We start from the raw sequence: 24,701 nt of genomic DNA, 5'->3' as shown, positions 1-24,701 counted from the left end.
GTGCGGCGCTCGCGGCGGGGCGCCTGAGACGTCAGACTGCGCCGCGTGCCCCGGCGCGCGTTGGCGATCCTGCTCGGCGCGCTCGGCGCGGTCGTCCTGCTGCTCGGGGTCGTCGCGCTCACGGCGGACCGGGCGGTGATCTCGTCGCGCGGGTTCGCGGACGCGACGGCGCGGGCACTCGACGAGCCGAGCGTGCGGGAAGCGGTGGGGGAGCGCGTCACCGACGCGGTCATCGCCGCCGAGCCGGACCTCGTCGCCGCGCGGCCGTTGATCGACGGCGCCGCGACCGCGGTCGTGGGGAGCCGGCCGTTCCGCGCGCTCGTGCGCAGCGCGGCGGAGGACCTGCACCGGTCGGTCTTCGAGCGCGACAGCGGGACGGTCTCGCTCGTCGTCGCCGACGCGCTGGTGCTCGTCGCGGACGCGCTGGAGGCGGTCGACTCCGACCTCGCCGCGAAGCTGCCCGACAGCGTGCGGGTCGGGCTCGTCGACTTCAGCGGCGGGCTCGACGACGCGACCGTCGCTGACCTGCTGCAGGCGGCCGACGACGTGCGGACGCTGCGGCTGGTGGCGCTCCCGCTCGCGGTCCTCCTGCTCGGCGCCGCGGTGCTGCTCGCGCGCGACCGCCGCCAGGCGCTCGTGCGGGTCGCGGTGGCGGTCGGCGCCGTGGGCGTGGCGGCGATCGCGCTGGAGCGCGTGGGGGAGGCGGTCGTGCGCGCGCAGGCGCCCGACGACCTGCGTGACGCGGCGGCCGAGGTGTGGACGGCGTTCGCGGGCGACCTGCGCCTGTGGGGCCTCGCGCTGCTGGCCGCGGGCGTCGTCGTGGGCGGCGCCGCGGCCGCGCTGGTCTCCCCACGACCGGTCGGCCCGCTCCTGCGCCGGCTCGCCGATGCCGTCACGACGGTCCCCGAGCGGCGCGCCGCCCGGGCGCTCCGTGCGCTCGCGTTCGCCGCGGTCGGCGTGTGGGCCGTGCTGTCGCCGCTCAGCGTGCTGCGCACCGCGGTCGTCGCCGGCGGGCTCGTGCTGCTCTACGCGGGAGTCGCCGAGCTCCTGCGGCTCGCGGTCCCCGCCGGGCCCGCCGCCGCGCGGCCCGACGACGAGGCCGGCGGTCGCCGCGCGCCGGAGGCGCTCCTGCGCACCGGCGCGCTCGCCGCGGCGCTCCTCGCGCTGGTGGCCGGCGGCGCGGCGCTCGCCTCCTCGACCTCCGACGGCGACACGCCCCCCGAGCCGGTGACCGCGTGCAACGGCCACGCGGCGCTGTGCGATCGGCCGCTCGCGCGGGTCGCGTTCGCCGGCACGCACAACGCGATGGCCGCCGCGCCGGACGACGGGTGGCTCTTCGCGGCGCAGGACCTCACGATCCCGCGGCAGCTCGACCGCGGCGTACGCGCGCTCCTCATCGACACGCACTACGGCGTCCCCACGTCGCGCGGCGTCTTCACGCTGCTGGACGAGGGGACGAAGAGCCGCGAGAAGATCGAGGAGCCGCTGGGGAGCGAGTTCGTCGCGACGGCCGAGCGGCTGCGGACGCGGATCGGGTTCCGCGGCGACCGCTCCGGCAAGCAGGTCTACCTCTGCCACGCGTACTGCGAGGTCGGCGCGACCCTCGCGGTGGACGCGCTGCGCGACGTGCGCGACTTCCTCGTGCGCCACCCCGGCGAGGTCGCGGTGCTCAGCCTGGAGGACAGCGTCACGCCGCACGACATGGAGGCGGTGATGCGCGACGCGGGGCTGCTGGAGAAGGCGTGGACCGGCCGCGTCAGCGCGACGTCCCCGACGCTGCGGGAGATGGTCGACGCCGGCCGGCGCCTGCTCGTGATGGCGGAGGAGCAGACCGGCGGCCTGCCCTGGCTCCACGCCCAGTTCGCGGAGGTCGCGCAGGAGACGCCGTTCGCGTTCGCGACCCCCGCCGCTCTTGCCGCGCCCGCCTCGTGCGACCTCAACCGCGGCCGCGCCGCAGACCCGATGCTCCTCCTCAACCACTGGGTCGACACGCCACCCGCGCCCCGCCCCTCCAACGCCCGCATCGTCAACGCCGCCGACTTCCTCCTGGGGCGGATCGACCGCTGCGCCACCGCCCGCGACGGCCTGCGCCCGGGCATCGTCGCGGTCGACTTCGCGGGGGTCGGCGACGTCATGCGGGTCGTCGACCGGCTCAACGGCGTGCCCTCCGGCTGATCGTCACGACGCGCACGACCCTCGGCGGCGGCGTGGCTATACTCCCCGTCCGACCTCGCGGATGTAGCTCAGTTGGCTAGAGCGTCTGCTTGCCATGCAGAAGGTCGTGGGTTCGAGTCCCATCATCCGCTCCTCACGAAAGGCCCGCTCCGGCGGGCCTTTCGCGTTCTCGCGTGTCCGCGGTGCAACATGCATGTTGCACGTGTGAGACGGCAGCGTTACGCTGCCGCACGTGTCGCCGGTCGAGCACACGGAACTGCTGGAGGCCGCCGAGCGCACGTTGGCGCGGTACGGGTACGCGGGGGCGACGGTGGAGCGGATCGCCGCTGAGGCGGGGGTTTCGCGAGTGACGCTGCACCGGCGCGGGGTGACGAAGGACGGGCTGCTGGCGGAGCTCGTGGCGCGGGCGACGGAGGGGTACCGGCAGGCGATGTGGCCGGCGCTGACCGGCGAGGGGACCGGGGCGGAGCGGCTCGCAGCCGCGCTCGACGCGCTGTGCCGGGTCGCCGAGGAGCACCTCGCGCTGCTGGTCGCGGTCCGCGCGCAGGCGGACGGGATCTTCCACACCGCCGACGAGGAGGCACTCACGCGCACGACGTTCACCGAGCCGCTGGAGCGCCTGCTGCGCGACGGCCAAGCGGACGGGACCCTGCGGGTGGACGACCCGAGCGAGACCGCGACCGTGCTGTTCAACATGGTCGGCTGGACCTACATCCACCTGCGCACCGGCCACGGCTGGCGCCCCGACCGCGCCCGCGCGGCGACGCTCGATCCGGTGCTCCACGGCATCCTCGCGACCCCCGCGAAGGCGGCCGCGTGAGCGACGGCGACCGCGCCTACCTGCCCGCCACCGGCCGCGTCCCGCTCACCCGCGCGTACGACGCGATCATGGCGCTCACCATGCGCGAGCCCCGCTGGCGCCCCGCGATGGTCGACGCGATCGTCGCTGACGCCGGCGCCGGCGGCACGGTCGTCGAGGTCGGGTCGGGGACCGGCACGCTGGCGATCGCGGTGGCGAAACGGGGTGCGACGGTCATCGCCGTCGATCCCGACGACCAAGCGCGCGCGATCGCCGCCCGCAAGCCCGGCGCGGACGCCGTCGACTGGCGCGCGGGCATGGCCGACGCGCTCCCGCTCCCCGATCAGAGCGCGGGCGTCGTCGTGATGTCCCTGCTCCTCCACCACCTGCCACCACCCGCCAAGCACGCCGCGCTCGCCGAGGCCCACCGCGTCCTCGAACCCGGCGGCACCCTCCACGTCGCCGACTGGGGCCGCCCGCAGGACCCCGCGATGCACCTCGCGTTCACCGCGCTCCAGCTCGTGGACGGCCGCGCCGGCACCAGCGACCACCGCGCCGGCCGCCTGCCCGCCACCATCGCCGCCGCGGGCTTCGCGGACACCACGCGGCGGCAGCGGCTGCGGACGGCGGCCGGGACGCTCGAGCTGCTCCGAGCGCGCCGTCAGTAGGACGCGAGCTTCCGCTGGGCCTCCTCGAGGCCGCGCAGCAGGCTCCGCACCTCCAGCATCACCGGCGCACGGTCCGCGCGCGGGTCGATGCGCAGGTGCAGCGCCTCCTCGTGGATGACCGTCTCGGCGACCATCCGGCCGTCGCTCCAGAACTCGGCGATGCCGTCGACGGCCTCCTCGGGGCTCGCGACGATGACGTGGAGCTCAGGCATGGCGGTGGCCCCCGGCCTTCGCGCCGCGGTGGACGCGGTGCGGGAGCAGCTCGACGAGCGCGTGCGCCGCGTGCCGCACCCGCGCCCGGTACTCGGCCACGTGCGGGTCGTGGTGCCCGCGCAGATGACGGATCAGGAGGATCGGCGCGAGCAGCACCGCACCGACGATCGCCCCGATGGCGACGACCAGGACGAGCGGCAGCGCCACGATCACCACGAGGATGAAGAGCGGCGGGCAGAGCAGCAGCCCGAGCAGCACGGCGGCGGCGATCTCGACGGTGCGGAGCGCGGCCCCGGCGCCGAGCTCCACCGCGACCGCGGCGTGCTCGAGCTCCTCGGTCGGGGTCGGCGGCGCGTAGGCGTGGCGCGCCTCGGAGGGTGGGACCTGCTTGGGAGTGCTCATGCCACCAACCTCCCGCGCCCGCGCCCCGGTGACATCAGGGTGCCTGCCGCGTCGGGTGCCCAGTCTCCCCGGGCAGGTGCCGCGCGGGCGGCTCGGGCGTCGTGATCCGGCGGTGGAACACGTGCACGCCGAGCACGAACAGCGCCGGCCCGCCGACCGCCGTCGCGAGCCCGACGCCGTGCAGCAGCTCCTCCGGATGCGCGATCAGGAGATCCGCGGCGACCGCCGTCGCGATGATCCCGGCGATGATCGGGAGGTGCCCGTACGTGTACGCGTCGCGCGCCAGCCGGCCGGGGTTCTCGCACGTGCTCATCGTCAGCCGCGCCTGCTCGGCCGGCCCGCCGAAGTAGATCGCCCACAGCGCCGCGGTCACCGCGAACGCGCCGGCCAGCGACAGCAGCACCTCGGCGTCCAGCCCGGCCGCGGACGCCGACGCGCCTGTGACGACGATCGTCTCCCCGAGCGCGATGATGATGAACAGCTGGCAGCGCTCGGCGAAGTGCGCGCCCTCGATGTCCCAGCTCTCCGTCATCCCGCGGCCGCGGCCCGGCAGCCAGTACCCGGCCACCGGCGCGAGCAGCTCGATCGCCAGCGCTGGCGCCCACAGCAGCAGCCGCTGGTCGCCGTCGAGCGTCGCGCCCGCCAGCCACAGCGCGCCCGACGCCACGCTCCATACGACCAGCCGCTCGAACACGTCGCGCAGCGCCGCGGTCCGGGGGAGGAGCAGCGCCGCCGCCACGTTGCGGCCGACCTGCGCGACCACGTACGCGGCCGCGAACACAAGGCCGTGCTCGCGCAGCGCCTCCGGCAGCGCGGCGGCCATCACGAGGCTGGCGAGCATCACGCCGGCCAGGACGACCCGCACGCGCGGCGACGCCGGGTCGAACCAGTTCGCCATCCACGTCGTGTAGATCCACGCCCACCACACGATCAGCAGCAGGAACGCGGCCCGCGCGACGCCGGCCAGCGTGAGGTCGTCGAGGACGACGTGCGAGAGCTGGGTGACCGCGAAGACGTAGACGAGGTCGAAGAACAGCTCGAAGGTCGTGACGGGCTGCCCCGTCCCGAGGCCGCGCGGGCGCAGGTGCCGCACCGGGTTGGTGTCGTGTCCGATCTCCACGCCAGCGAAGACCGGGCGGCCGGCCGCGTTCGTGACACGCCGGCGCAGGAAGCTGTCACGAACCGCGGGTGCCGTCCGGTCAGCGCTGGCGATGAGCCAGCACGTGCAGCACCTCCCGCACACCGCCCGCGACCACTGCCTGGCGCCGGAGCGCGTCGACGCGCCGCTGTTCGGCGGTCGCTACCGCCCGCTGTTCGGCGACCTGCCGCCGCTCGACGTCGACGAACGCGCGCTCCACGCGCTCGGCCGTCCCGGCGGCCCGTGCGACCTGGGCGACGACGACCTCCTCCAGGCCGACCCGGACGCCCAGGTGGCGGCGGTCTGGCCGCTCTTCGCGCAGTTCGTCGCGCACGACATCACCGCCGACCGCTCGCCGCTGCGCAGCCGCGCCGAGCCCGGCCAGATCCGCAACCACCGCGCGCCTCGCGCCGACCTCGAGGGCCTGTACGGCGCCGGTCCGGTCGGCTCGCCCTACCTGTACCGCCGGGACGACCCGGCCAAGCTCCTGCTCGCGCCGGACGGCTGCGACGTCCCGCGCAACCAGGAGGGCATCGCGCTGATCGGCGACCCGCGCAACGACGTCCACCTCTTCACGAACCAGATGGTCGTCGCGTTCATCGCCCTGCACAACCGGCTCGTCGACCGGCTGCGCGAGGACGGCACCGCCGAGGAGGAGCTGTTCGAGCAGGCCCGGCGCGCCGCGACCTGGCACTACCAGCACGTGATCCTGCGCGAGCTGCTGCCCGGCCTGATCGGCCGCGAGCTGACGGACGAGCTGCTCGCCGCCGGCCCGCGGCTCTATCGCCTGGGCGACGGCCACGAGCCCTACATCCCGTTCGAGTTCGCCGACGCCGCCTACCGCTACGGCCACGCGCAGATCCGCCCGCGGTACCAGGTCAACGCGCAGCTCGGCCCGGTCCCGCTGCTCCCCGACCTCATGGGGTTCGGCCCCGTCCCGCCCGAGCACGCCGTCGACTGGACGCTGCTGATCGACGTCCCCGGCCACCCGCCGGCGCAGCGCGCCAAGCGCATCGACGGGCGCCTGCCCGCGGCGCTGATCGCACTCCCCACGCAGGTCTCCGGCGCGGCGCCGGGCACCGACTACGCGTCGCTGGCCAACCGCGACCTGCAGCGCGGCCAGGCGGTCGGGCTGCCGTCGGGGGAGGCCGTCGCGCGCCGCCTCGGCGTGCCCGCCCTCACCGCCGAGCAGGCCGGCCTCGCGGCCACGGGCTGGACGGACGAGACGCCGCTGTGGCTGTACGTCCTCAAGGAGGCGGAGGTCCTGCACGACGGCGATCGCCTCGGGCCGGTCGGCGGCCGCATCGTCGGCGAGGTGCTCGTGGGGATCGTCGATGCGGACCCCGGCTCGTACCGCGCGGTCGACCCGCAGTGGGCGCCGACGCTCCCGTCCCGCGGTGCGGCGTTCTCCCTCTCCGACATCCTCGTCCCGCCGAGCGAGGCCTGAGGACGCACGAACGCCGCGCCGCGCCGCGCCGGGGGCGGGGCGCGGCGCGGCGTCGGGGCCCCGGCGGAACGCGGCGGGGACGGCGCGGTCAGGCGCTCCGCAGCGCGCCGCGCAGGACGGCGATCGCCTGGGCGACCGCGGCCCGCGTGGCGTGGGTGCCGGCGAGCGGGGCGAGCATCATGAAGTCGTGCAGCGTCCCGTCGTAGCGGACGGTGGTCACGTCGACCCCCGCCGCCCGCAGCCGGGCCGCGTACGCCTCTCCCTCGTCGCGCAGGACGTCCGCCTCGTCGACGCACAGGTACGCCGGCGGCAGCCCCGCGAGCTGCTCGTCGCTGGCCCGAAGCGGCGACGCGTACGGCTCGGTGCGCCGCTCGACGTCGGGCAGGTACTGGTCCCAGAACCACGCCATCGCCTTCGCGCTGAGGTGGTAGCCCTCGGCGAACTGCTCGTACGAGCCGCTGTCCATCGCCGCGTCGGTGACCGGGTAGTACATCGACTGGTGGACGAACCGCACGTCGCCGCGCTCCTTGGCCATCAGCGCGAGCGCCGCGGTCATGCACCCGCCGACCGAGTCGCCCGCGACCGCCATCCGGTCCGCGTCGAGGTGGTGGAACCGGCCCTCGGCCACGACCCACTGCGCGGCCGCGTAGCCCTGCTCGATCGCGATCGGGTAGCGCGCTTCGGGGGAGCGGTCGTACTCGACGAACACGACCGCGGCGCCCGTCCCGACCGCCAGCTCCCGCACGAGCCGGTCGTGGGTGCCCGAGTTGCCGAGCACCCACCCGCCGCCGTGCATGTAGAGGATCACCGGCAGCGTGATCCCGTCCGCGTGGGGCGGGCGCACGATCCGGACGTCGACGTCGCCGACCGCCGCCGGGACGCGGAGCCACTGGCTCTCCACGTGCGGCTTGCCGACCGGCGCCGACTGCACGTCGTCGAGCACCTTCCGTGCCTGCTTGGGCGTCAGCTCGTAGACGAACGGCGGCGTCGCGGCCGCCTCGGCGAACGCCTGCGCGGCGGGCTCCAGCACGACCGGCTGGTGGGTGAGCGTGTGGGTCATGCCGCCGCCTTCATCGACGCCGCCTCGCGGACGAGGTGGGCGATCGCCTCCGGGTGCGAGACCGCCAGCGCGTGCGACGCGCCCGGGATCTCCACCGTGCGGTGCGCGCCCGCGCGCCGCGCCATGTGGTGCTCCAGCTCGGCCGGGATGTTGCGGTCCTCCTCGCCGAACACGAAGAACGACGGGGCGTGGCGCCACAGCGGGTCGGGCCCGGACGCCTCGCTGAGCGCCTCCTGCGTGACCGGCCGCTGCGCGACGGCCATCAGCGCCGTCGTCTCCGCCGGGACGTCCGCGGCGAACTGCCCGTGGAACTTCTCGGGGTCGATGACGAGGTCGGTCGTGCCGTCGGTGCGCGGGATCGGCAGGAGCGCCGCACCGAGCGTCGAGCCCGGGAACATCTCCGCCAGCGACAGGGCGCTCTCCCCGGGCTCGGGCGCGAACGCCCCGACGTAGACGATCGACACGAGGTCGCCGGCGTCCGCCGCGACGTTCGTGGCGACCATACCGCCGTACGAGTGGCCGACGAGCACGACCGGCCCGTCGATCGCGCGGACCACGTCGCTGACGGCAGCGGCGTCGGACGCGAGTCCGCGCAGCGGGTTGGCCGCCGCGACGACCCGGTGGCCGGCGGCGAGCAGCGAACGCGCGACCCCGTTCCAGCTGGAGGAGTCGGCGAACGCGCCGTGGACGAGGACGATGGTGGGCTGCATGCGGATGGCTCCTCGGGGTTACGCGGCGTTGGCGGGGACGCTGATCCAGTCCTCGAACCGGATCGCGCCGAGACGCGCGTCCGGGCCGGGGACGAGGACGCGCTCGGTGACCTGCATGCCGAAGTAGCCGGCGGCCGGGTCGGCGACGACCTCGCGCTCGTCGCCCTCGGCCTCCAGGCGGCGGCGGACGATCTCGTCGAGCCGGAACGGCTCGGGGCCGCCGATCTCGACGATGCCGTCGATCGGCTCGCCGGCGGCGACGCGGCCGACGCCCGCGGCGACGTCGTCGGCGGCCATCGGCTGCATCAGCACGGGCGCGAGGCGGACCGTACCGTCGACGGTGCCGACGTCGGCGATCGTCTTGAGGAACTCGAAGAACTGCGTCGCGTGGACGATCGAGTAGGGGATCGGGCTCGCGGCGATCAGCCGCTCCTGCGCGAGTTTCGCGCGGAAGTAGCCGCCGCCCTCGGTCTGCGCGAGCTCCTCGGTGCCGACGACCGACAGCGCGACGTGGTGGCCGACGCCGGCGGCCTCCTCGGCGGCGCGGATGTTGCGGCTGGTGGTGGTGAAGAACTCGGTGGCGGCCTCCTCCTCGAACGACGGCGAGTTGGTGACGTCGACGACGACCTGCGCGCCGCTGAGCGCCTCGTCCAGGCCCTCGCCGGTGAGCGCGTTGACGACCGCATCGACGTCGCCGCCCAGGCCGGCCGCGACGACGTCGTGCCCGTGCTCGCTCAGCTTGGCCACGAGCTTCGAGCCGATGAGCCCGGCGCCCCCGATGACCACGATCTTCATGCCTGCTCCTTCTGTCGTGTCTGTCGTCCGCGCGGTGGTGCGGACGACCTCTCTGCGAGCGAAGACCGGGCAGGGCCCCGCGGGCGTGACACGTGCGAAGCGGCGCAAGCTTGTCCCGCCGTGAAGGCGGTTCTAGGCTGGCCCTCACATGGTCGACGGCGCTCCCGGTCCCGGCCTGCGTGGACGGCGCAGGGAGTGCGAGGCACTCGACGCGCTGCTGGCCGGGGTGCGGGCGGGGGAGAGCCGGACGCTCCTCGTCCGCGGCGAGGCGGGCGTCGGCAAGACGAGGCTGCTCGACCACCTCGCGGACCGTGCTGACGCGACCGGCTGCCGGGTCCTGCGTGCCGCCGGCATCGAGTCCGAGATGGAGCTGGCCTACGCCGGCTTGCACCAGCTCTGCCTGCCGGTGCTCGACCGCGTCGAGCGACTACCGGCCCCGCAGCGCGAGGCGCTCAGCACGGCGCTCGGGCTGACCGCGGGCCCCGCGCCGGACCGCTTCCGCGTCGGGCTCGCGGTGCTCAGCCTCCTCTCCGAGGCCGCGGAGGAGCGCCCGCTCGTCTGCATCGTCGACGACGCGCAGTGGCAGGACGACGCGACCGCGCTGACGCTCGCGTTCGTCGCGCGGCGGCTGTTCGCCGAGTCGGTCGGCCTCGTCTTCGCCGCGCGCGAGCCCGCCGACGAGCTGCCGGTGGCCGGCCTTCCGGAGCTGGTCGTCGAGGGGCTGGACGAGGACGACGCCCGCGCGCTGCTGGACTCCGCGATCCGCGGGCGGCTCGACGCGCAGGTGCGCGACCGCATCGTCGCCGAGGCGCGCGGCAACCCGCTGGCGCTGCTCGAGCTGCCGCGCGGCCTGTCGCCGGCGGAGCTGGGCGGCGGGTTCGGGCTGCCCGACGTGATGCCGCTCGCCAGCCGGATGGAGGCGAGCTTCGTGCGCCGCATCGAGGCGTTGCCGGAGGCGACGCGGCGGCTGCTGGCGATGGCGGCGGCCGAGCCGGTCGGGGACCTCGCGCTGCTCATGCGCGCCGGCGACGTGCTCGGCCTCGGCCCCGACGCCGCGCTGCCCGCCCAGGCCGCCGGGCTGATCGCGCAGGGGCCGGGCGTGCGGTTCCTCCACCCGCTGATGCGCTCGGCCGCCTACCGCGCGTCGGGCCCGGACGCGCTGCGTGCCGTGCACCGCGCGCTCGCGGAGGCGACCGACCCCGCCACCGACCCCGACCGGCGCGCGTGGCACCGGGCGCAGGCGACGGTCGGCCCCGACGAGGACGTCGCCGCGGAGCTGGAGCGCTCGGCCGGGCGTGCGCAGGCGCGGGGCGGGCTCGCGGCGGCGGCCGCCTTCCTGGAGCGTGCGACCGAGCTGACCCCGGAGCTGGAGCGGCGCGGCGCGCGGGCGCTGGCGGCGGCCCAGGCCAAGCTCGACGTCGCCGCGCCCGACGCCGCGCTGGAGCTGCTCGCCACCGCCGAGCTGGGCCCGCTCGACGAGCTGCAGCGGGCGCGGCAGGAGCGGATGCGGGCGCAGGTCGTCTTCGCCCGCTACCGCGGCAAGGACTCGCCCCGCCTGCTGCTCGACGCCGCCCGCCGGCTGGAGGGGCTCGACGCCGCGGCCGCGCGCGAGACGTACCTGGAGGCGCTCGTCGCCGGGATGTTCGCCGGGCGCCTCGGCAGCGGTCCGAGCGTGCGCGAGATCGCCGAGGCCGCGCGCCTCGCACCGCCCGCGCCCGCGCCCGCGCGGGTGAGCGACCTGCTGCTCGACGCGCTGACGGCGCGCTTCGCCGGCGGCTACACCGAGGCGGTCCCGCGCCTGCGCAAGGCGCTCGACGCGCTCGCGGCCGGGGAGCCCGGCGACCCCGACAACACCCGCTGGCTGTGGCTGGGCGTCCGCCTGGCGACCGACCTGTGGGACGACCTGCTCTGGCACGTGCTGGCGACGAAGGGGCTGCGCGAGGTGCGCGAGGCCGGGGCGATCGCGCGCCTGCCGCTCGCCGCGACCTACCGCGCCGCGCTCCACGTCCACGCGGGCCGGTTCGGCGCCGCGGCCGAGCTGCTCGACGAGGGCAAGGCGATCACCGCCGCGACCGGGACGGCGCCGGCCTGGTACGGCGCGGTCATCCTCGCCGCGTGGCGCGGGCACGACGGCGAGGCGCGTGCGCTCTTCGAGGGCTCGCGCCCGGGGACGGTCGAGCGAGGCGAGGGCATGGCGGTCGGCGGCCTGGACTGGGTGACCGCGATCTTCCACAACGCCTCCGGCCGGTACGCCGATGCGCTCGCGGCGGCCCAGCGCGCATGCGAGCACGACGACGTCGGCACGTACGCGCAGGCCCAGGGCGAGCTGGTCGAGGCCGCGATGCGCTGCGGCCGGCCCGAGCTGGCCGCAGAGGCGCTGCGCCGGCTGCGCACCCGCACGCGCGCGGCAGGCACCGCGTGGGCGCGAGGCACCGAGGCGGGCGCCCACGCGCTGGTCAGCGAGGGGGAGGAGGCCGAGCGCCTCTACCGGGAGTCGATCGCGCACCTCGAGCAGTCCTGCGGCACGGTCCACGTCGCGCGTGCGCGGCTGCGCTACGGCGAGTGGCTGCGCCGCGAGGGGCGCCGCATCGACGCGCGCGAGCAGCTGCGCGCCGCCTACGAGACCTTCGCGGGGATGGGGGCGGAGGCGTTCGCGGAGCGGACGCGCGGGGAGCTGCAGGCGACCGGGGAGACCGCCCGCCGGCGCGGCGCCGACGACGCCGATGCGCTCACCCCGCAGGAGGCGCAGGTCGCCCGCCTTGCGGCCCAGGGGAAGACGAACCCCGAGATCGGCGCGCAGCTGTTCATCAGCCCGCGCACCGCCGAGTACCACCTGCGCAAGGTCTTCGCCAAGCTCGGCATCGCGTCGCGCAAGGAGCTCGCGCGGGCGCTGCCGGACGCCGGCTAGGCAGCAAGCGGCAGGCGCTCCTCGTACGGGCTCGGCGGGGCGAACGGGTCCAGCGGAGCGAGCGGCGTCAGCGGTTGCACCGGGCTCAGCGGATCGAGCTCCAGCGGCTCGTCGCTGACGCCCTCGGCGGGAACGTCGACCGGGCTCAACGGGTCGAGCTCGAGCGGCTCGGGCTCCACCTCGTCCCGGTCACCACCGGCGCCGAGCTGCGCCTCCAGCCGGCGGCGCGCGCGGCGGAAGATCTGGCGGGCGTTGACCTCGGTGAGGTCGAGCACCTGCGCGATCTGGCGGAACGGGTACTCGAGCGCCTCGCGCAGCAGGAAGACCGCGCGCTCGACCGGGCCGAGGTGCTCCTGCACCGTCCGCAGCGCCCGGCGCACCGCGTCGGCGCGCTCGGCGCGCGCCACCGGGTCGGTCGCGTCGCCGGCGTCCAGGGTGTGCGCGACCTCGGGCGCGATCGCCGTCTCGTGCCGGCGGTAGGCGGTCTGCCCGGCGTTGATCGCCAGCCGGGTCGTCGTCGTGGCGAGGAAGGCCGGGGCGTCGCGGACCTGGCTGCGGTCGGCCCGCTGCCAGCGGATCCACGCGTCCTGGACGACGTCGTCGGCGTCGGTCGCGCTGCCCAGGACGCGGTACGCGATCCCGAACAGCCGGGGCCGCACGGTCTGGAACGAGGCGGTGTCCGCGTCGGACACCGGCGGTGGGCTGGGGAGCTCGAGCGTCTGCATGCCGCGAGCGTCCGCCTTCTGGCCCCGGCTGACCTCCGGGCATGTCCCGCGTCCGGTCCCTAGTCCCTGGCCCGGGTGCCCGGCGGCTACGCCGAGACGGCCGGGCCGGCGGCGGCGTGCAGCGCCTCCGGCAGCTCCGCCCGCGACCGGATGCCGAGCTTGGCGAACACCTTGCGCAGGTGGTACTCGACCGTGCGCGGGCTGAGGAAGAGCTGCGCCCCGATCTCGGGGTTGCTGTGGCCGCTCGCGGCGAGCTGCGCGATCTTCGCCTCCTGCGCCGTGAGCGCCTCCAGCGCGTCCGCGGTGCGCTCACGCGGCGTCGCGCCGGCGGCCACCAGCCGCCGCGCGGCGCGGGCGGCGAACAGCGCGGCGCCCAGCTCGTCGAACGTCTCGTGCGCGGCGCGCAGCTCCGTGCGCGCGGGGCGGCGCCGGCCCGCGGCGAGGAGCCACTCGCCGTAGAGCAGCCGCGAGCGCGCGTGCTGGACGACCACGCGCGTGCGCGCGAACCGCTCCACCGACTCGCGGTGCAGCTCCTCGGCCGCCGCGCCCGTGGCGAGCAGCGCGCGGGAGCGGGCCTCGAGGGCTAGCGCCCAGTCCGTGCCGCTCGCGCTCGTCCGCTCCACCAGCCGCGCGAGCGCCGCCTCCGCCGCCTCCTGCCGGCCGTCGCCCGCCGCGGCCTCGACCAGCTCCGCCGCGCTCCAGCCGAAGAACCCGAGGTCGTCGTGGGCGCACGCGCGCTCGGCGGCCGCCAGCGCCCGGTCGTGCTGCCCGAGCCCGTTGTGCAGCACCGCGGTCGCGTACTCGGCCAGCGCGATGGCGCGCCCCTCGCCGCGGCTCGTCGCCTCGTCGATGCCCGCCTCGATCATCCGGGTCGCCTGCCGCTCGTCGCCGCGCCAGGCGGCCAGCACGAGCGTCGGGGCGCGCAGCGGCGGGTTCCCCGTCACGTCGTCGACGGCGTCGATCTCGGCCAGCGACGCGGCCGCGCCGGCGAAGTCGCCGCTCATCACCTGCAGGCCGGTCCGGTACATCAGCGCCATGGGGAGGACCGTGAGCGCCCCGGCTGCCCGCGCCGTCGCCACGCCGCGCTCGGCGCACGCGTGCCACTGCGCGTCGTCCCACAACTCCGCCGCCAGGCCGGAGGCGAGCCAGAGCCAGCGCGGGTCGTCGTCGGCCTCGGCGAGCGCGGCGAGCGCGTGGCGCAGGTCGATCGCCGCCGCCGGGGCCCCGCGCGTGAACCGCGCCGTCAGCGCCTCGAGCAGCAGGTCGACCACCGTCGGCGGCCCCTCGACCGCCGGCGCCGAGCGGGTGGCCTCAGCGACGCGCCGCACGTCGACGCTGCTCAGGCGGCCCGCGAAGATCGCCGCGCTGAGCGCCTCCAGGTAGGTCGAGCGGGCGAGCTGCGGGTCGAGCGGCGCCAGGCGCTCGGCGGCTTCCAGCAGGAGCGGCGGGTCCTCGCTGCCGCGCCGGCGGGCGAACGCGATCTCCGCCCGCATCACCGAGAGCCGCACGCGCTCGACCTCCCCGAGCGGGCTGGCCTGCGCGACCGCGAGCAGCGCCGACGCCGCCTGGGCGTCGGCCGCCTCCAGCTTCGCCCGCGCGGCGACCAGCGCCCGCGCGCCGCGCCGCGCGGGGTCGGGGCTGAGCGCCGACGCGCGTTCGAGGAACGCCGCGGCCGCCGCGACGCCGCCGCGGGCCCGCGCGCGCCCGGCCGACCGCTCCAGCTCCGCCGCGACCGCCTCGTCGGGCTCGCGCGCCGCCTGGGCCGCGTGCCACGCCCGGCGGTCCGGGTCGAGCTCCGGGTCCGTCACGTCCGCCAGGGCGCGGTGCACGGCTTGGCGCTCCTCCAGCGGCGCGGAGCGGTACACCGCCGAGCGCACGAGCGGGTGGAAGAACCGGACGCGCGCGCCCAGCTCGACGAGCCCCTCGGCCTGCGCGACCTGCGCCGCCTCCATCCCGATGCCGAGCCGCTCCGCCGCGCGCCACAGCAGCGTGACGTCGCCGAGCGGCTCGGCCGCCGCGGCGAGGAGCAGCAGGCGCGTGTCCGCAGGCAGGCCGTGCAGCCGCCGCGCGAAGCTCCGCTCGACGCGGCTGGCGGGCGAGCCGACCTCAGGGAGCCCGAAGCCGCCCGCGACCCCCGCGTGCTCCAGCCCGCGCGAGAGCTCCAGCAGCGCGAGCGGGTTGCCGCGGCTCTCGGCGATCAGCTGCTCACGCACGCGCTCGTCCAGCGGCCCGTGCAGCGCCGACGTGAGCAGCCGGCGCGCGGCCGCGTCGCCGATCCCGCCGACGGCCAGCGTGGGGAGGTTGGCCAGCACGTCGCCGGGCTCCCCGTCGCGGACCGCGAGCACGAGCGCGACCGGCTCGGCGAGCATCCGCCGCGCGACGAACGCCAGCGCCTGCGCCGACGCGCCGTCGAGCCACTGCGCGTCGTCGACCAGGCACACGAGGGGCTGGTCGTCCGCCAGCTCGGACAGCAGGCTCAGCGTGGCGAGCGCGACCAGGAACCGGTCGGGCGCGTCCCCGGCGCTCAGCCCGAACGCGACGCCCAGCGCGTCCCGCTGCGGCGCGGGGATGCGGTCCAGGTCGGACAGCATCCGGCGGCACAGCTGATGCAGGCCCGCGTAGTCCAGCTCCATCTCCGACTCGACCCCGCTCGCGCGCTCGATCCGGCAGCCGGAAGCCCGCGCGGCGACGTGGTCGAGGAGGGCGGTCTTGCCGATCCCCGCTTCGCCGCGCAGCACCAGCACCGCGCTGCCGCCGCCGCGCACGTCGTGGAGCAGGCGGTCGAGCGCCGCGCATTCGTCGCCCCGGCCGTGGAGCTTCGGCGGGGGCGCGGTGTCGGGTTCCACGGTCAGGCGACCATAGAACCACGTCCGCCAAGCAGCAACCCGCCCGTTCCCACTACCTTCGGGGGGCGATGAACTGGACCGTCGACGTGCCCGTGGGCGCGCTTCCCGAGCTTCCCCCGCTGCCCCCGGCGCTCGCCGCCGCGCTCCGCGACGCGCTCGCCCGCCCCGCCGCCCAGCAGCCGCCGTGGCCGGATCCCGAGTACGTCGAGCGCGTGCGCGCGCTGCTCGAGGCGGTCCCGCCCGTGACGGTCCCGGCCGAGGTCGACACGCTGCAGGAGCGGCTCGGCGCGGTCGCGCGCGGAGAGGCGTTCCTGCTCCAGGGCGGCGACTGCGCGGAGACCTTCGTCGACAACACCGAGGAGCACCTGCGCGGGACGATCCGCACGCTCCTGCAGATGGCCGTCGTGCTGACGTACGGGACGTCGATGCCGGTCGTCAAGCTCGGGCGCATCGCGGGTCAGTACGCCAAGCCGCGCTCCAAGGACTTCGACGCCGCGGGCCTGCCGTCGTACCGCGGCGACATGGTGAACGCGATCGAGGCGACCGAAGAGGCGCGCCGCCCCGACCCGGGCCGTCTCGTGCGCGCGTACGCGAACGCCGCCGCGGCGATGAACCTCGCGCGCGCGATCACCGGCGCCGGCCTGGCCGACCTGCACCACCTGCACGAGTGGAACATGGACTTCGTCCGCCAGTCCAACGCGGGGGAGCGGTACGAGCGGGTCGCGGGCGAGATCGACCGCTCGCTGCGCTTCATGTCCGCCTGCGGGGTCGACGACTCGTCGCTGCGGACGGTCGAGCTGTACGCGTCGCACGAGATGCTCGTGCTCGACTACGAGCGCGCGCTGCTGCGGCTGGAGGACGAGCGGCTCTACCTCCTGTCGGCGCACCAGCTGTGGATCGGCGATCGCACGCGGCAGCTCGACGGCGCGCACGTGGCGCTCGCGGCGCTCCTGGCGAACCCGATCGGCGTGAAGATCGGTCCCTCGACCACCCCGGACGACGCGGTCGCGCTCGTCGAGCGGCTCGACCCGTCGCGCATCGACGGGCGCGTGACGCTCGTGTCGCGGATGGGGAACGAGAAGGTGCGCGAGGCGCTCCCGCCCATCGTCGAGGCGGTCACGCGCGCGGGGCACAAGGTCGTCTGGCAGTGCGACCCGATGCACGGCAACACCGAGGAGTCGGCCAGCGGCTACAAGACGCGCCACTTCGACCGCGTGATGGACGAGGTCGAGGGCTTCTTCTCCGTGCACCAGGAGCTGGGGACGCACCCGGGCGGCATCCACGTCGAGCACACCGGCGAGGACGTCACCGAGTGCCTCGGCGGCGCGCAGGAGATCTCGTCGGACCAGCTCGGCTCGCGCTACGAGACGGCCTGCGACCCGCGGCTGAACACGCAGCAGTCGCTGGAGCTGGCGTTCCTCGTGGTGGAGATGCTCCGCCGCACGCGCCCCTAGCTGCTCCGGACCGCCTCCAGCACGGCGCGCGTCGAGGGCCGGCGCGCGTCGGTCGCGCGGGTCGCCGCGAAGATCCTGCGGGTGACCGTGCCCTCCGCGATGCGGCGGACCGCGATGCCCTCGCGCGGCGACGCGGCGAGGACGAACTCGGGGAGCAGCGTCACCGCCTGCCCGGCCGCGACGAGCGCCATCGCGACGGTGGCGTCGTTGACGCGGTGGCGCAGGTCGGGGGTGAACCCGCCGAGGCCCTGGCAGGTCGACTCGATCACGGCCTCCCAGCCCATCGCGGGGTGCCCGCCGACCCACACCGCGTCGCGGAGGTCGCGCAGCGCGACCGTGCCCGCGCCCCCGTCCGCCAGCGGGTGGTCCTCAGGTAGGAGCACGTAGACGGGGTCGTCGAGCAGCTCCTCGCGGACGACGCCGGCGGGCAGGGGCCAGGTCTGGTGGTGCCACTCGTCGCCCAGCACCACGTCCACGTCCCCGCGCGCGAGGCGGGGGAGCGCGTGCTCGGGCTCGGCCTCCACCAGCTCGACGCGCAGCCGCGGCGCGGTGGCCTGCAGGGCGCGCGTGGCGGGGAGCGCGAGCCGGATCAGCGCGGACTGGAAGCCGGCGATGCGCACGCGGCCCGCGACGGTGCCGGCCGCTTGCGCGAGGTCGGCCTCGGCCTCCGCGGCGCGTTCGAGCATCGCGCTCGCGTGGTCGACGAGGACGAGCGCGGCGTCGGTGAGGCGGACCCCGCGGCCCGCCCGCTGGAGCAGCGGCACGCCGGCCTCGCGTTCGAGGATCGAGAGCTGCTGGGAGACGGCCGACGGCGTGAGGTGGAGCGCGTCCGCGACGGCCGCGATCGTGCCGCGGGCGTGCAGCTCCCGCAGGAGGCGAAGTCGGCGCAGCTCGAGCATTTCCTGTAGCGAAGCTTACGCTCTTTCTTCACGAATCATCGTTGTTCCTACAGAGAAGCGGCCGCATCATGCGCGTGCGCCCATGACTCGCTCCTCCTCCGGAACCGCTCTGGTCCTCGCCGCCGGCACCGCCTCCGGCACGATGGGCGTGCTCGGCAAGCTCGCCTACGACGAGGGCGCGACGGTCGGCACGCTCCTCGTCGTCCGCTTCGCCGTCGCCGCCGTCCTGTTCTGGGCGCTCCTGGCGTTCCTCCGCGCCCGCCGCATGCGCGACGCAGCGCCCGCGCCGGCGTCCGCCGTCGTCGAGGCGCCCTCCGCCGCACCGGCGCCGCGCCGCGGCGCCCTCTCCCGCCACGACCTCGCGCTCGCCGTCGGCCTCGGCGCGGTCGGCTACGCGCTCCAAGCCGGGGCGTACTTCGCGGCCCTGTCGCGTATCGAGGCCGGCCTGCTCTCGCTGCTCGTCTACACGTTCCCCGCGATGGTCGCCGTCGCCGCCATCGCGCTCGGGCGCGAGCGCGCGAACCCCCGCCACGCCGCCGCGCTCGTGCTCGCGCTCGGCGGCGTCGGCCTGGTGTTGGTCGGCGCAGGGACCGGCGCGCTGGATCCGCTCGGCGTTGCGCTCGGGCTGGCGTCCGCGCTCACGTACAGCGCGTACATCCTGGTCAGCGACGGCGTCGCCGGCCGCGTTGATCCGCGCGTGCTCGCCGCCATCGTCTGCACGGGTGCGGCGGTCACGCTCACCGTCGGCGCGGCCGTGCTCGGCGAGCTGCGCCCCGGCGACCTGACGGCGGCGGGCTGGCTGTGGCTGGTGGCACTCGCGGTCTTCCCGACGTTCATCGCGATCGGCCTCTTCTTCGCCGGGCTGCGTCGCGTCGGCCCGACGAGCGCCGCGATCCTGTCGACGGTCGAGCCGGTCGCCACGGTCGTGCTCGCGTTCGCCGTCTTCGGGGACGTGCTCGGGCCCTGGCAGCTGCTCGGCGGCGCGCTCGTGGTGGCCAGCGTGCCGGTCCTCCACGTGCGCTGGGAGCGGCGCCTTCGTGTTCCAGAAGAGGACCGATACGCTCGGGCACATGCCTGATCTGAGGTCCCGCACCGTCACCCACGGCCGCAACATGGCCGGCGCCCGCGCCCTCCTTCGCGCGGCCGGCGTAGCCCGCGAGGACTTCGGCAAGCCCATCATCGCCGTCGCCAACTCCTACACGCAGTTCGTGCCCGGCCATACCCACCTCAAGCCGGTCGGGGAGATCGTCGCGGACGCCGTGAAGGCGGCCGGCGGCATCCCGCGCGAGTTCAACACGATCGCCGTCGACGACGGCATCGCGATGGGCCACGGCGGGATGCTCTACTCGCTGCCGTCGCGCGACCTGATCGCCGACAGCGTCGAGTACATGGTGCAGGCGCACTGCGCGGACGCGCTGATCTGCATCTCCAACTGCGACAAGATCACGCCCGGGATGCTCAACGCCGCGCTGCGGCTCAACATCCCGACGGTCTTCGTGTCCGGCGGCCCGATGGAGGGCGGTCAGGCGACGCTCGTCGACGGCACGGTCCGCAAGGGCCTCAACCTCGTCACGGCGATCGCCGAGGCCGTGGCCGACGACGTGTCCGACGAGGACATCGCGATCATCGAGGAGCACGCGTGCCCGACCTGCGGCTCGTGCTCGGGCATGTTCACCGCGAACTCGATGAACTGCCTCACGGAGGCGCTCGGCCTGGCGCTGCCCGGCAACGGCTCGACGCTCGCGACGCACACCGCGCGTAAGGAGCTGTACGAGGCGGCCGGCCGCACGGTCGTCGACATCGCGAAGCGCTACTACGAGGAGGACGACGAGAGCGTGCTCCCGCGCTCGGTCGCTTCGCGCGCGGCGTTCGAGAACGCGATGACGCTCGACATCGCGATGGGCGGCTCCACCAACACCGTCCTGCACATCCTCGCCGCCGCGCAGGAGGCGGAGATGGACTTCACGATGAAGGACATCGACGACCTGTCGCGCCGCGTGCCGTGCCTCTGCAAGGTCGCGCCGAACGGGACGTACCTGATGGAGGACGTCCACCGCGCGGGCGGCATCCCGGCCATCCTCGGCGAGCTGCGCCGCGGCGGGCTGCTGCGCGAGGACGTCACGACCGTCCACTCCGGCAGCGTGGCGGAGTGGCTCGACGCGTGGGACGTCCGCAGCGGCCGCGCGACGGACGAGGCCATCGAGCTGTTCCACGCCGCGCCCGGCTGCCGGCGTTCGGCGAGCGCGTTCTCGCAGTCCGAGCGGTGGGAGTCGCTGGACCTCGACGCCGCCGAGGGCTGCATCCGCGACATCGCCCACGCCTACTCCGCCGACGGCGGCCTGGCGATCCTCTACGGCAACCTCGCGGTGCGCGGCAGCGTCGTGAAGACGGCGGGCGTCGACGAGTCGATCCTGACGTTCAGCGGCCCGGCCGTCGTGGTCGAGTCGCAGGACGAGGCGGTCGACGTCATCCTCGGCGGGGGCGTGAAGGAGGGCGACGTCGTCGTCATCCGCTACGAGGGCCCGCGCGGCGGCCCTGGCATGCAGGAGATGCTCTACCCGACCTCCTACCTCAAGGGTCGCGGCCTGGGGAAGGCGTGCGCGCTGATCACCGACGGGCGGTTCTCCGGCGGCACGTCGGGGCTCTCGATCGGCCACGTGTCGCCCGAGGCGGCCTCCGGCGGCGCGATCGCGCTGGTGGAGAACGGCGACACGATCTCGATCGACATCCCCAACCGGCGCCTGACGCTCGACGTCCCCGAGGAGGTGCTGGCCGAGCGCCGCGCCGACCTCGAGGCCCGCGGCGGCTACGTCCCCGCGGCCCGCGACCGCATCGTCTCCCCGGCCCTCCGCGCCTACGCGGCGATGGCGACCTCCGCCGACACCGGCGCGGTCCGCGACGTCAACGCGGTCGAGCGCGCGGTCGCCGCCGCGGCCGAGTCGCGCGACGCCTCCCTGACCTGACCGGCCCGGGCGCCCGCCTTGCGGGCGCCCACCACAACGCGGCGCGCCTGCGCCCGCGCTGAGCGCGCCGCGCCTGGCCTAGCTGCGCTTGAGGCTGAAGACCATGCAGAGCTCGGTTCCCACGCCGCCCGGGCCGTCACGGATCTCGAGCTTGTCCGAGAGGTTCGCGATCAGCGGCAGGCCGAGGCCGAGGCCGGGGGAGTCGGGGCGCGGCGTCATGCCCTGACCCTGGTCGACGACCGAGATGTGCATCTGGCCGCCGCGGACCTCGGCGTGGAGGATGAGCGGGCCGACGTCGCCGGGCGGGTACGCGTGGACGACGACGTTCGCGCACGCCTCGCCGACGGCGAGCGCGAGGTCGGTCCGGACCTCCTCGTCGGCGCCGCACTTCTCGGACAGGTCCACGACCGCGTGCCGCAGCGGCGCGACGTTCTCCGCGAGGGCGGGCACGGTGCGGCCGAACGCGGTCGCGGAGCGCCCCTCTTCAGGCCCCATGGCGGGCAGCCTGCCAGGTTTGGGGGCTGAGCAAACCTCTCACCGGTCGCTCACCCCGAAGGAGCGGTGTTCCCCGACTGCGAACGACGTATGCAGGGATGGGAGCTTCACCCTCGATCCCGTCGCGCGCAAGCGCCTTCGCGCCGCGATGCACCGGTTTGGCGCTGGTGGTCCTGGCGGCAAGCCTGGTCGCACCGGCGCCGGGGCGCGCCCTCGCGGGCGAGCCGTCCGTCGCGGCGCTCCAGGTCGCGTTGCATGCCGAGGGAACGTACACGGGGAACGTCGATGGGTTGCGCGGGCCCGCGACCGACGCCGCCGTGCGGGAGTTCCAGCGCCGCGCCGGGCTCGCCGCCGACGGCGTCGCGGGCCCGGCCACGCGGCGCGAGCTGGGGCCGCGCGGCGGTCCCGTGACAGGTTCGCGTGCGCTCGTGCGCGGCGCGCGCGGGTGGGACGTCGCCGCGCTCCAGTTCCTCCTCGCGCGCGCAGGGTTCCCGTGCGGCCCGATCGACGGCGGGCTGGGGGAGCGGACGGTCGCCGCGGTCGTGCGCTTCCAGGCGCGCACCGGCCTCGTCGCCGACGGCGTCGCGGGGCCGACAACGCTGCAGGCGCTGCGCAGCCGCCCGTCGCCGGCCAGCCCGATCGCGCTCGCCCGCCCGGTCGCCGCGCCGGTCGGCGACCGCTACGGCATGCGCGGCGCCCGCCTGCACGCGGGCCTCGACTTCCCCGCGCCGGCCGGGGCGGCGGTGAAGGCGGCGGCGCCCGGCACGGTCGACGTCGTCGGGCACGACGCGGGGTGGGGGAGGTACGTCGTCGTCCAGCACGGGGCCGGCGTGCGCACCCTCTACGCACATCTGTCGCAGATCGACGTCCGTCGCGGGACCCAGGTCGCCACCGGCACGCGCGTCGGCCTGGTGGGAGCGACCGGCGCCGCGACTGGTCCCCACCTGCACTTCGAGGTCCTCAGCCGGGGCGCGAACGTCGACCCGCTGCCCGCGCTGCGCTGGTAGGACCACCCGACCGCACTGGTTGGACCAGTTGGGACGGGTGGTAGAACCGTCCGCTCCCGTGGACCTCACGCTCTCCGAGACCGCCGGCGCCATCCTCCCCGGCCTGGCCACCGGCGTGGGCGGCCTCGCGCTGCTCGCGTTCCGGGGCACGCCGTCGACGCGCACGCTCGACGCGCTCACGGGCCTGACCGCCGGGATCATGCTCGCCGCGTCGTTCTTCAGCCTCCTCGTCCCGGCGCTCGACGAGGGCACCGTCGGCGGCGTCGTCACCGGGTTCCTCCTCGGCACCGCGTTCCTCGCCGCGCTCGACATCGTCGTCCCGCACGTGCACGCGCGGTTCGTCGAGGCCGGGCACGAGGACGACGAGCGCCACTCGGCTCGCTCCCGTGCCGTCCTGCTGCTGAGCGCGCTGACGATCCACAACGTGCCCGAGGGCATGGCGGTCGGCCTCGCGTTCGCCGCCGGCGGCCCCGAGCTCGGCGTCCCGACCGCGGTCGCGATCGGTGCCCAGAACGTCCCCGAGGGGTTCGCCGCCGCCGCGCCGCTGCTGCAGGCCGGCGCCTCGAAGCGGAAGGCGATCGGGTTCGCGTTCGCCACCGGCGCCGTGGAGCCGCCCGCCGCCCTGCTCGCCGCCGCGGCGGCCGGGATCGCGGGCGCGTTCCTCGTCGGCGGCCTGGCCTTCGCGGCCGGCGCCATGATCTACGTCGTCGTCGACGAGCTCATCCCCGAGGCGCACGGCAACGGCAACGAACGCCTCGCGACGCTCGCGTTCATCGTCGGGTTCGTCGTGATGATGATCCTGGACAACGTCCTCGGTTAGCTGATACCGTCCAGCGCGTCGTGATCGTGTAGATCCCTTCGCACCCGTTTCTGACCTGAGGCCGCCCGCAGTTCCTTTCCGGCGGCCCGGTGGTACGCGAGATCATCACGACCCCTCAGCCGGGCCGCCTGGGCGTCCTCGTACGCGCTTCGTCGCACGAACCCAGGAGGACCACATGTCAGCCAACCAGCACGACCAGCAGCCGCAGGACCAGCAGGACCAGCAGCCGCGGGACCCGCGCGCCGAGCAGCAGCGCAAGCTCGCCGAGCTCATGGAGCGCAAGGCCCGCGGCGCCCAGATGCGCCGGTTCGAGCGTGGCCCCGCCGGGGGCCAGGCCTCCGCGCACATCGGGCACCGCCACCGTGCGCGCTAGCACCACGCGCGCCGGTCATCCACGCGCCACGGCGGGGACCCGCGGGTCCCCGCCGGGCTGACCGCGCAACTTTCCCCACGGCGTGAACCGGATGTGAAAGCGTTGCGCGGTGCCACGAGCCCCGCGCGCGCTCACCTTCACGCTCCTCGGCGCGCTGCTCGTGCAGGCCGCGCTGGTTGCGGCGTACCTCCTGACCGACCCCGCCTGGGTCGTGGACCTCAGCGGCGAGGGCAACCTCACGGCCTGGTGGTCGTCCACGGTCCTGCTCGTCGCCGGCCTCACCGCGGGGACGCTGTACCTGTGCGAGCGACGGCTCGGCCGGCGCCCGCTGTGGGCGCTCGCGGCGCTCGCGGCCGGGTTCGTCGGCCTCTCGCTGGAGGAGGTCGCGGGGCTGCACGAGCGCATCGGGACGCGGCTCGGCGTCAGCGGCGACGACCGCGAGGTCTCGGACTGGACCCTGATCTACCTGCCGGTCCTGCTGCTCGGCACGTTCGTCGTGCTCCGCGTCGTCGCGTGGCTCGGGCGGCCGTTGGGGACGATGGTCGCGGCGGGCCTCGGCGTGCTCGCGCTCGGCGTCGTCGGCGAGATGACGCTCATCGGCGACGCGGGCGAGGGGCTCGCGGAGACGCTCGTCGAGGAGTGCTCGGAGGTGCTCGGCACGCTCCTGCTCGGCGGCGCGCTCGCAGTCCGGCTCAGCGAGGCGCTCGGGCAGCTGCTCGCTCCCCCGCCGGTCATCGACGAGGACGACGCCGCGTACGGGCTCGAACCACCCGGCGCACCCCCGCTTTCACCGCTCTAGCGTCG

General features: G+C 75.7%; 22 protein-coding genes and 1 tRNA gene. 13 read left to right on the top strand and 10 right to left on the bottom strand.

Translation table 11 applies throughout. The features are described from left to right. Nucleotides 1-45 precede the first annotated feature (45 nt). The 4 genes from AC1UE5_RS18215 (at nt 46) to AC1UE5_RS18200 (ending at nt 3,642) form a co-directional block, all read left to right on the top strand. Nucleotides 46-2,175, top strand: coding sequence for a phosphoinositide-specific phospholipase C-related protein (locus tag AC1UE5_RS18215; protein WP_482926112.1), 2,130 nt, complete (start codon nt 46-48; stop codon nt 2,173-2,175). A 57-nt stretch (nt 2,176-2,232) separates the two neighbouring features. Further along, a tRNA-Gly gene (locus AC1UE5_RS18210) sits at nt 2,233-2,306 on the top strand. 101 nt (nt 2,307-2,407) lie between these two features. Then, nucleotides 2,408-2,995, top strand: a complete 588-nt coding sequence (locus AC1UE5_RS18205; RefSeq protein ID WP_482926110.1) for a TetR/AcrR family transcriptional regulator — start codon at nt 2,408-2,410, stop codon at nt 2,993-2,995. Beyond that, nucleotides 2,992-3,642 carry a class I SAM-dependent methyltransferase gene (locus AC1UE5_RS18200; protein ID WP_482926108.1) on the top strand — a complete coding sequence of 217 codons (651 nt, stop codon included), beginning with the start codon at nt 2,992-2,994 and terminating at the stop codon, nt 3,640-3,642. Before AC1UE5_RS18205 ends, AC1UE5_RS18200 begins: the two co-directional genes overlap by 4 nt. Here the strand turns inward: AC1UE5_RS18200 and AC1UE5_RS18195 are convergent. Genes AC1UE5_RS18195 through AC1UE5_RS18185 form a run of 3 tightly spaced genes read right to left on the bottom strand, consistent with a single transcriptional unit; the run spans nt 3,636 to nt 5,377 of the window. Then, complete coding sequence (locus tag AC1UE5_RS18195) at nt 3,636-3,854, bottom strand: hypothetical protein (protein ID WP_482926106.1); 219 nt, start codon at nt 3,852-3,854, stop codon at nt 3,636-3,638. The two genes, AC1UE5_RS18200 and AC1UE5_RS18195, sit on opposite strands and share 7 nt — an antisense overlap. Next, a complete protein-coding gene (locus tag AC1UE5_RS18190; RefSeq protein ID WP_482926104.1) occupies nt 3,847-4,257 on the bottom strand; it encodes a hypothetical protein in 411 nt (136 codons plus the stop codon). Before AC1UE5_RS18190 ends, AC1UE5_RS18195 begins: the two co-directional genes overlap by 8 nt. Before the next feature lie 34 nt (nt 4,258-4,291). Then, nucleotides 4,292-5,377 carry a low temperature requirement protein A gene (locus tag AC1UE5_RS18185; protein ID WP_482926102.1) on the bottom strand — a complete coding sequence of 362 codons (1,086 nt, stop codon included), beginning with the start codon at nt 5,375-5,377 and terminating at the stop codon, nt 4,292-4,294. Nucleotides 5,378-5,468: 91 nt separating this feature from the next. Between AC1UE5_RS18185 and AC1UE5_RS18180 the strand changes: the two genes are divergently transcribed. After that, nucleotides 5,469-6,842, top strand: coding sequence for a peroxidase family protein (locus AC1UE5_RS18180; protein ID WP_482926100.1), 1,374 nt, complete (start codon nt 5,469-5,471; stop codon nt 6,840-6,842). 88 nt (nt 6,843-6,930) lie between these two features. On the opposite strand, the gene AC1UE5_RS18175 is transcribed toward AC1UE5_RS18180, so the two are convergent. From AC1UE5_RS18175 to AC1UE5_RS18165, 3 genes are read right to left on the bottom strand one after another with little or no spacing between them, the layout of a single operon-like run. After that, the gene (locus AC1UE5_RS18175) at nt 6,931-7,902 is read right to left on the bottom strand and encodes an alpha/beta hydrolase (protein ID WP_482926098.1); all 972 of its coding nucleotides are present in this window, start codon (nt 7,900-7,902) and stop codon (nt 6,931-6,933) included. Continuing rightward, nucleotides 7,899-8,612 carry an alpha/beta fold hydrolase gene (locus tag AC1UE5_RS18170; RefSeq protein WP_482926096.1) on the bottom strand — a complete coding sequence of 238 codons (714 nt, stop codon included), beginning with the start codon at nt 8,610-8,612 and terminating at the stop codon, nt 7,899-7,901. The genes AC1UE5_RS18175 and AC1UE5_RS18170 overlap by 4 nt, the downstream gene beginning before the upstream one ends. Before the next feature lie 18 nt (nt 8,613-8,630). Continuing rightward, nucleotides 8,631-9,407 (bottom strand): SDR family oxidoreductase, encoded by a 777-nt coding sequence (locus tag AC1UE5_RS18165; RefSeq protein ID WP_482926094.1) that lies wholly within the window; start codon nt 9,405-9,407, stop codon nt 8,631-8,633. A gap of 148 nt (nt 9,408-9,555) precedes the next feature. Between AC1UE5_RS18165 and AC1UE5_RS18160 the strand changes: the two genes are divergently transcribed. Then, nucleotides 9,556-12,315 carry a helix-turn-helix transcriptional regulator gene (locus AC1UE5_RS18160; RefSeq protein WP_482926092.1) on the top strand — a complete coding sequence of 920 codons (2,760 nt, stop codon included), beginning with the start codon at nt 9,556-9,558 and terminating at the stop codon, nt 12,313-12,315. On the opposite strand, the gene AC1UE5_RS18155 is transcribed toward AC1UE5_RS18160, so the two are convergent. Further along, entirely contained in the window at nt 12,312-13,040 is a 729-nt protein-coding gene (locus tag AC1UE5_RS18155) for a sigma-70 family RNA polymerase sigma factor (protein WP_482926090.1), read from the bottom strand. The genes AC1UE5_RS18160 and AC1UE5_RS18155 overlap by 4 nt on opposite strands. An 86-nt stretch (nt 13,041-13,126) precedes the next feature. After that, nucleotides 13,127-15,886, bottom strand: coding sequence for a helix-turn-helix transcriptional regulator (locus AC1UE5_RS18150; protein ID WP_482926088.1), 2,760 nt, complete (start codon nt 15,884-15,886; stop codon nt 13,127-13,129). A gap of 68 nt (nt 15,887-15,954) precedes the next feature. On the opposite strand from AC1UE5_RS18150, the gene AC1UE5_RS18145 reads away from it, so the two are divergent. Next, nucleotides 15,955-17,340, top strand: a complete 1,386-nt coding sequence (locus AC1UE5_RS18145; RefSeq protein ID WP_482926086.1) for a class II 3-deoxy-7-phosphoheptulonate synthase — start codon at nt 15,955-15,957, stop codon at nt 17,338-17,340. Here AC1UE5_RS18145 and AC1UE5_RS18140 read toward each other — a convergent pair. Continuing rightward, nucleotides 17,337-18,239, bottom strand: a complete 903-nt coding sequence (locus tag AC1UE5_RS18140; RefSeq protein ID WP_482926084.1) for a LysR family transcriptional regulator — start codon at nt 18,237-18,239, stop codon at nt 17,337-17,339. The two genes, AC1UE5_RS18145 and AC1UE5_RS18140, sit on opposite strands and share 4 nt — an antisense overlap. Nucleotides 18,240-18,321: 82 nt before the next feature. On the opposite strand from AC1UE5_RS18140, the gene AC1UE5_RS18135 reads away from it, so the two are divergent. Both AC1UE5_RS18135 and ilvD read left to right on the top strand, forming a co-directional pair. Further along, complete coding sequence (locus tag AC1UE5_RS18135; RefSeq protein ID WP_482926082.1) at nt 18,322-19,317, top strand: DMT family transporter; 996 nt, start codon at nt 18,322-18,324, stop codon at nt 19,315-19,317. After that, complete coding sequence (ilvD, locus tag AC1UE5_RS18130) at nt 19,310-21,202, top strand: dihydroxy-acid dehydratase (protein ID WP_482926080.1); 1,893 nt, start codon at nt 19,310-19,312, stop codon at nt 21,200-21,202. Before AC1UE5_RS18135 ends, ilvD begins: the two co-directional genes overlap by 8 nt. A gap of 78 nt (nt 21,203-21,280) precedes the next feature. On the opposite strand, the gene AC1UE5_RS18125 is transcribed toward ilvD, so the two are convergent. Continuing rightward, nucleotides 21,281-21,697, bottom strand: a complete 417-nt coding sequence (locus tag AC1UE5_RS18125; RefSeq protein WP_482926078.1) for an ATP-binding protein — start codon at nt 21,695-21,697, stop codon at nt 21,281-21,283. 167 nt (nt 21,698-21,864) lie between these two features. On the opposite strand from AC1UE5_RS18125, the gene AC1UE5_RS18120 reads away from it, so the two are divergent. The 4 genes from AC1UE5_RS18120 (at nt 21,865) to AC1UE5_RS18105 (ending at nt 24,696) form a co-directional block, all read left to right on the top strand. After that, nucleotides 21,865-22,704, top strand: a complete 840-nt coding sequence (locus AC1UE5_RS18120; RefSeq protein ID WP_482926076.1) for a peptidoglycan-binding protein — start codon at nt 21,865-21,867, stop codon at nt 22,702-22,704. Between the two features lie 58 nt (nt 22,705-22,762). Continuing rightward, entirely contained in the window at nt 22,763-23,524 is a 762-nt protein-coding gene (locus tag AC1UE5_RS18115) for a ZIP family metal transporter (RefSeq protein ID WP_482926074.1), read from the top strand. Nucleotides 23,525-23,699: 175 nt separating this feature from the next. Beyond that, a complete protein-coding gene (locus tag AC1UE5_RS18110; RefSeq protein WP_482926072.1) occupies nt 23,700-23,897 on the top strand; it encodes a hypothetical protein in 198 nt (65 codons plus the stop codon). Between the two features lie 109 nt (nt 23,898-24,006). Next, a complete protein-coding gene (locus tag AC1UE5_RS18105; protein ID WP_482926070.1) occupies nt 24,007-24,696 on the top strand; it encodes a DUF8692 domain-containing protein in 690 nt (229 codons plus the stop codon). Nucleotides 24,697-24,701: the final 5 nt, after the last annotated feature.

Source organism: Parviterribacter multiflagellatus, assembly GCF_056863265.1.
Note: the sequence above shows the minus strand (reverse complement) of the source record. Positions and strands in the feature narration are given on the sequence as shown.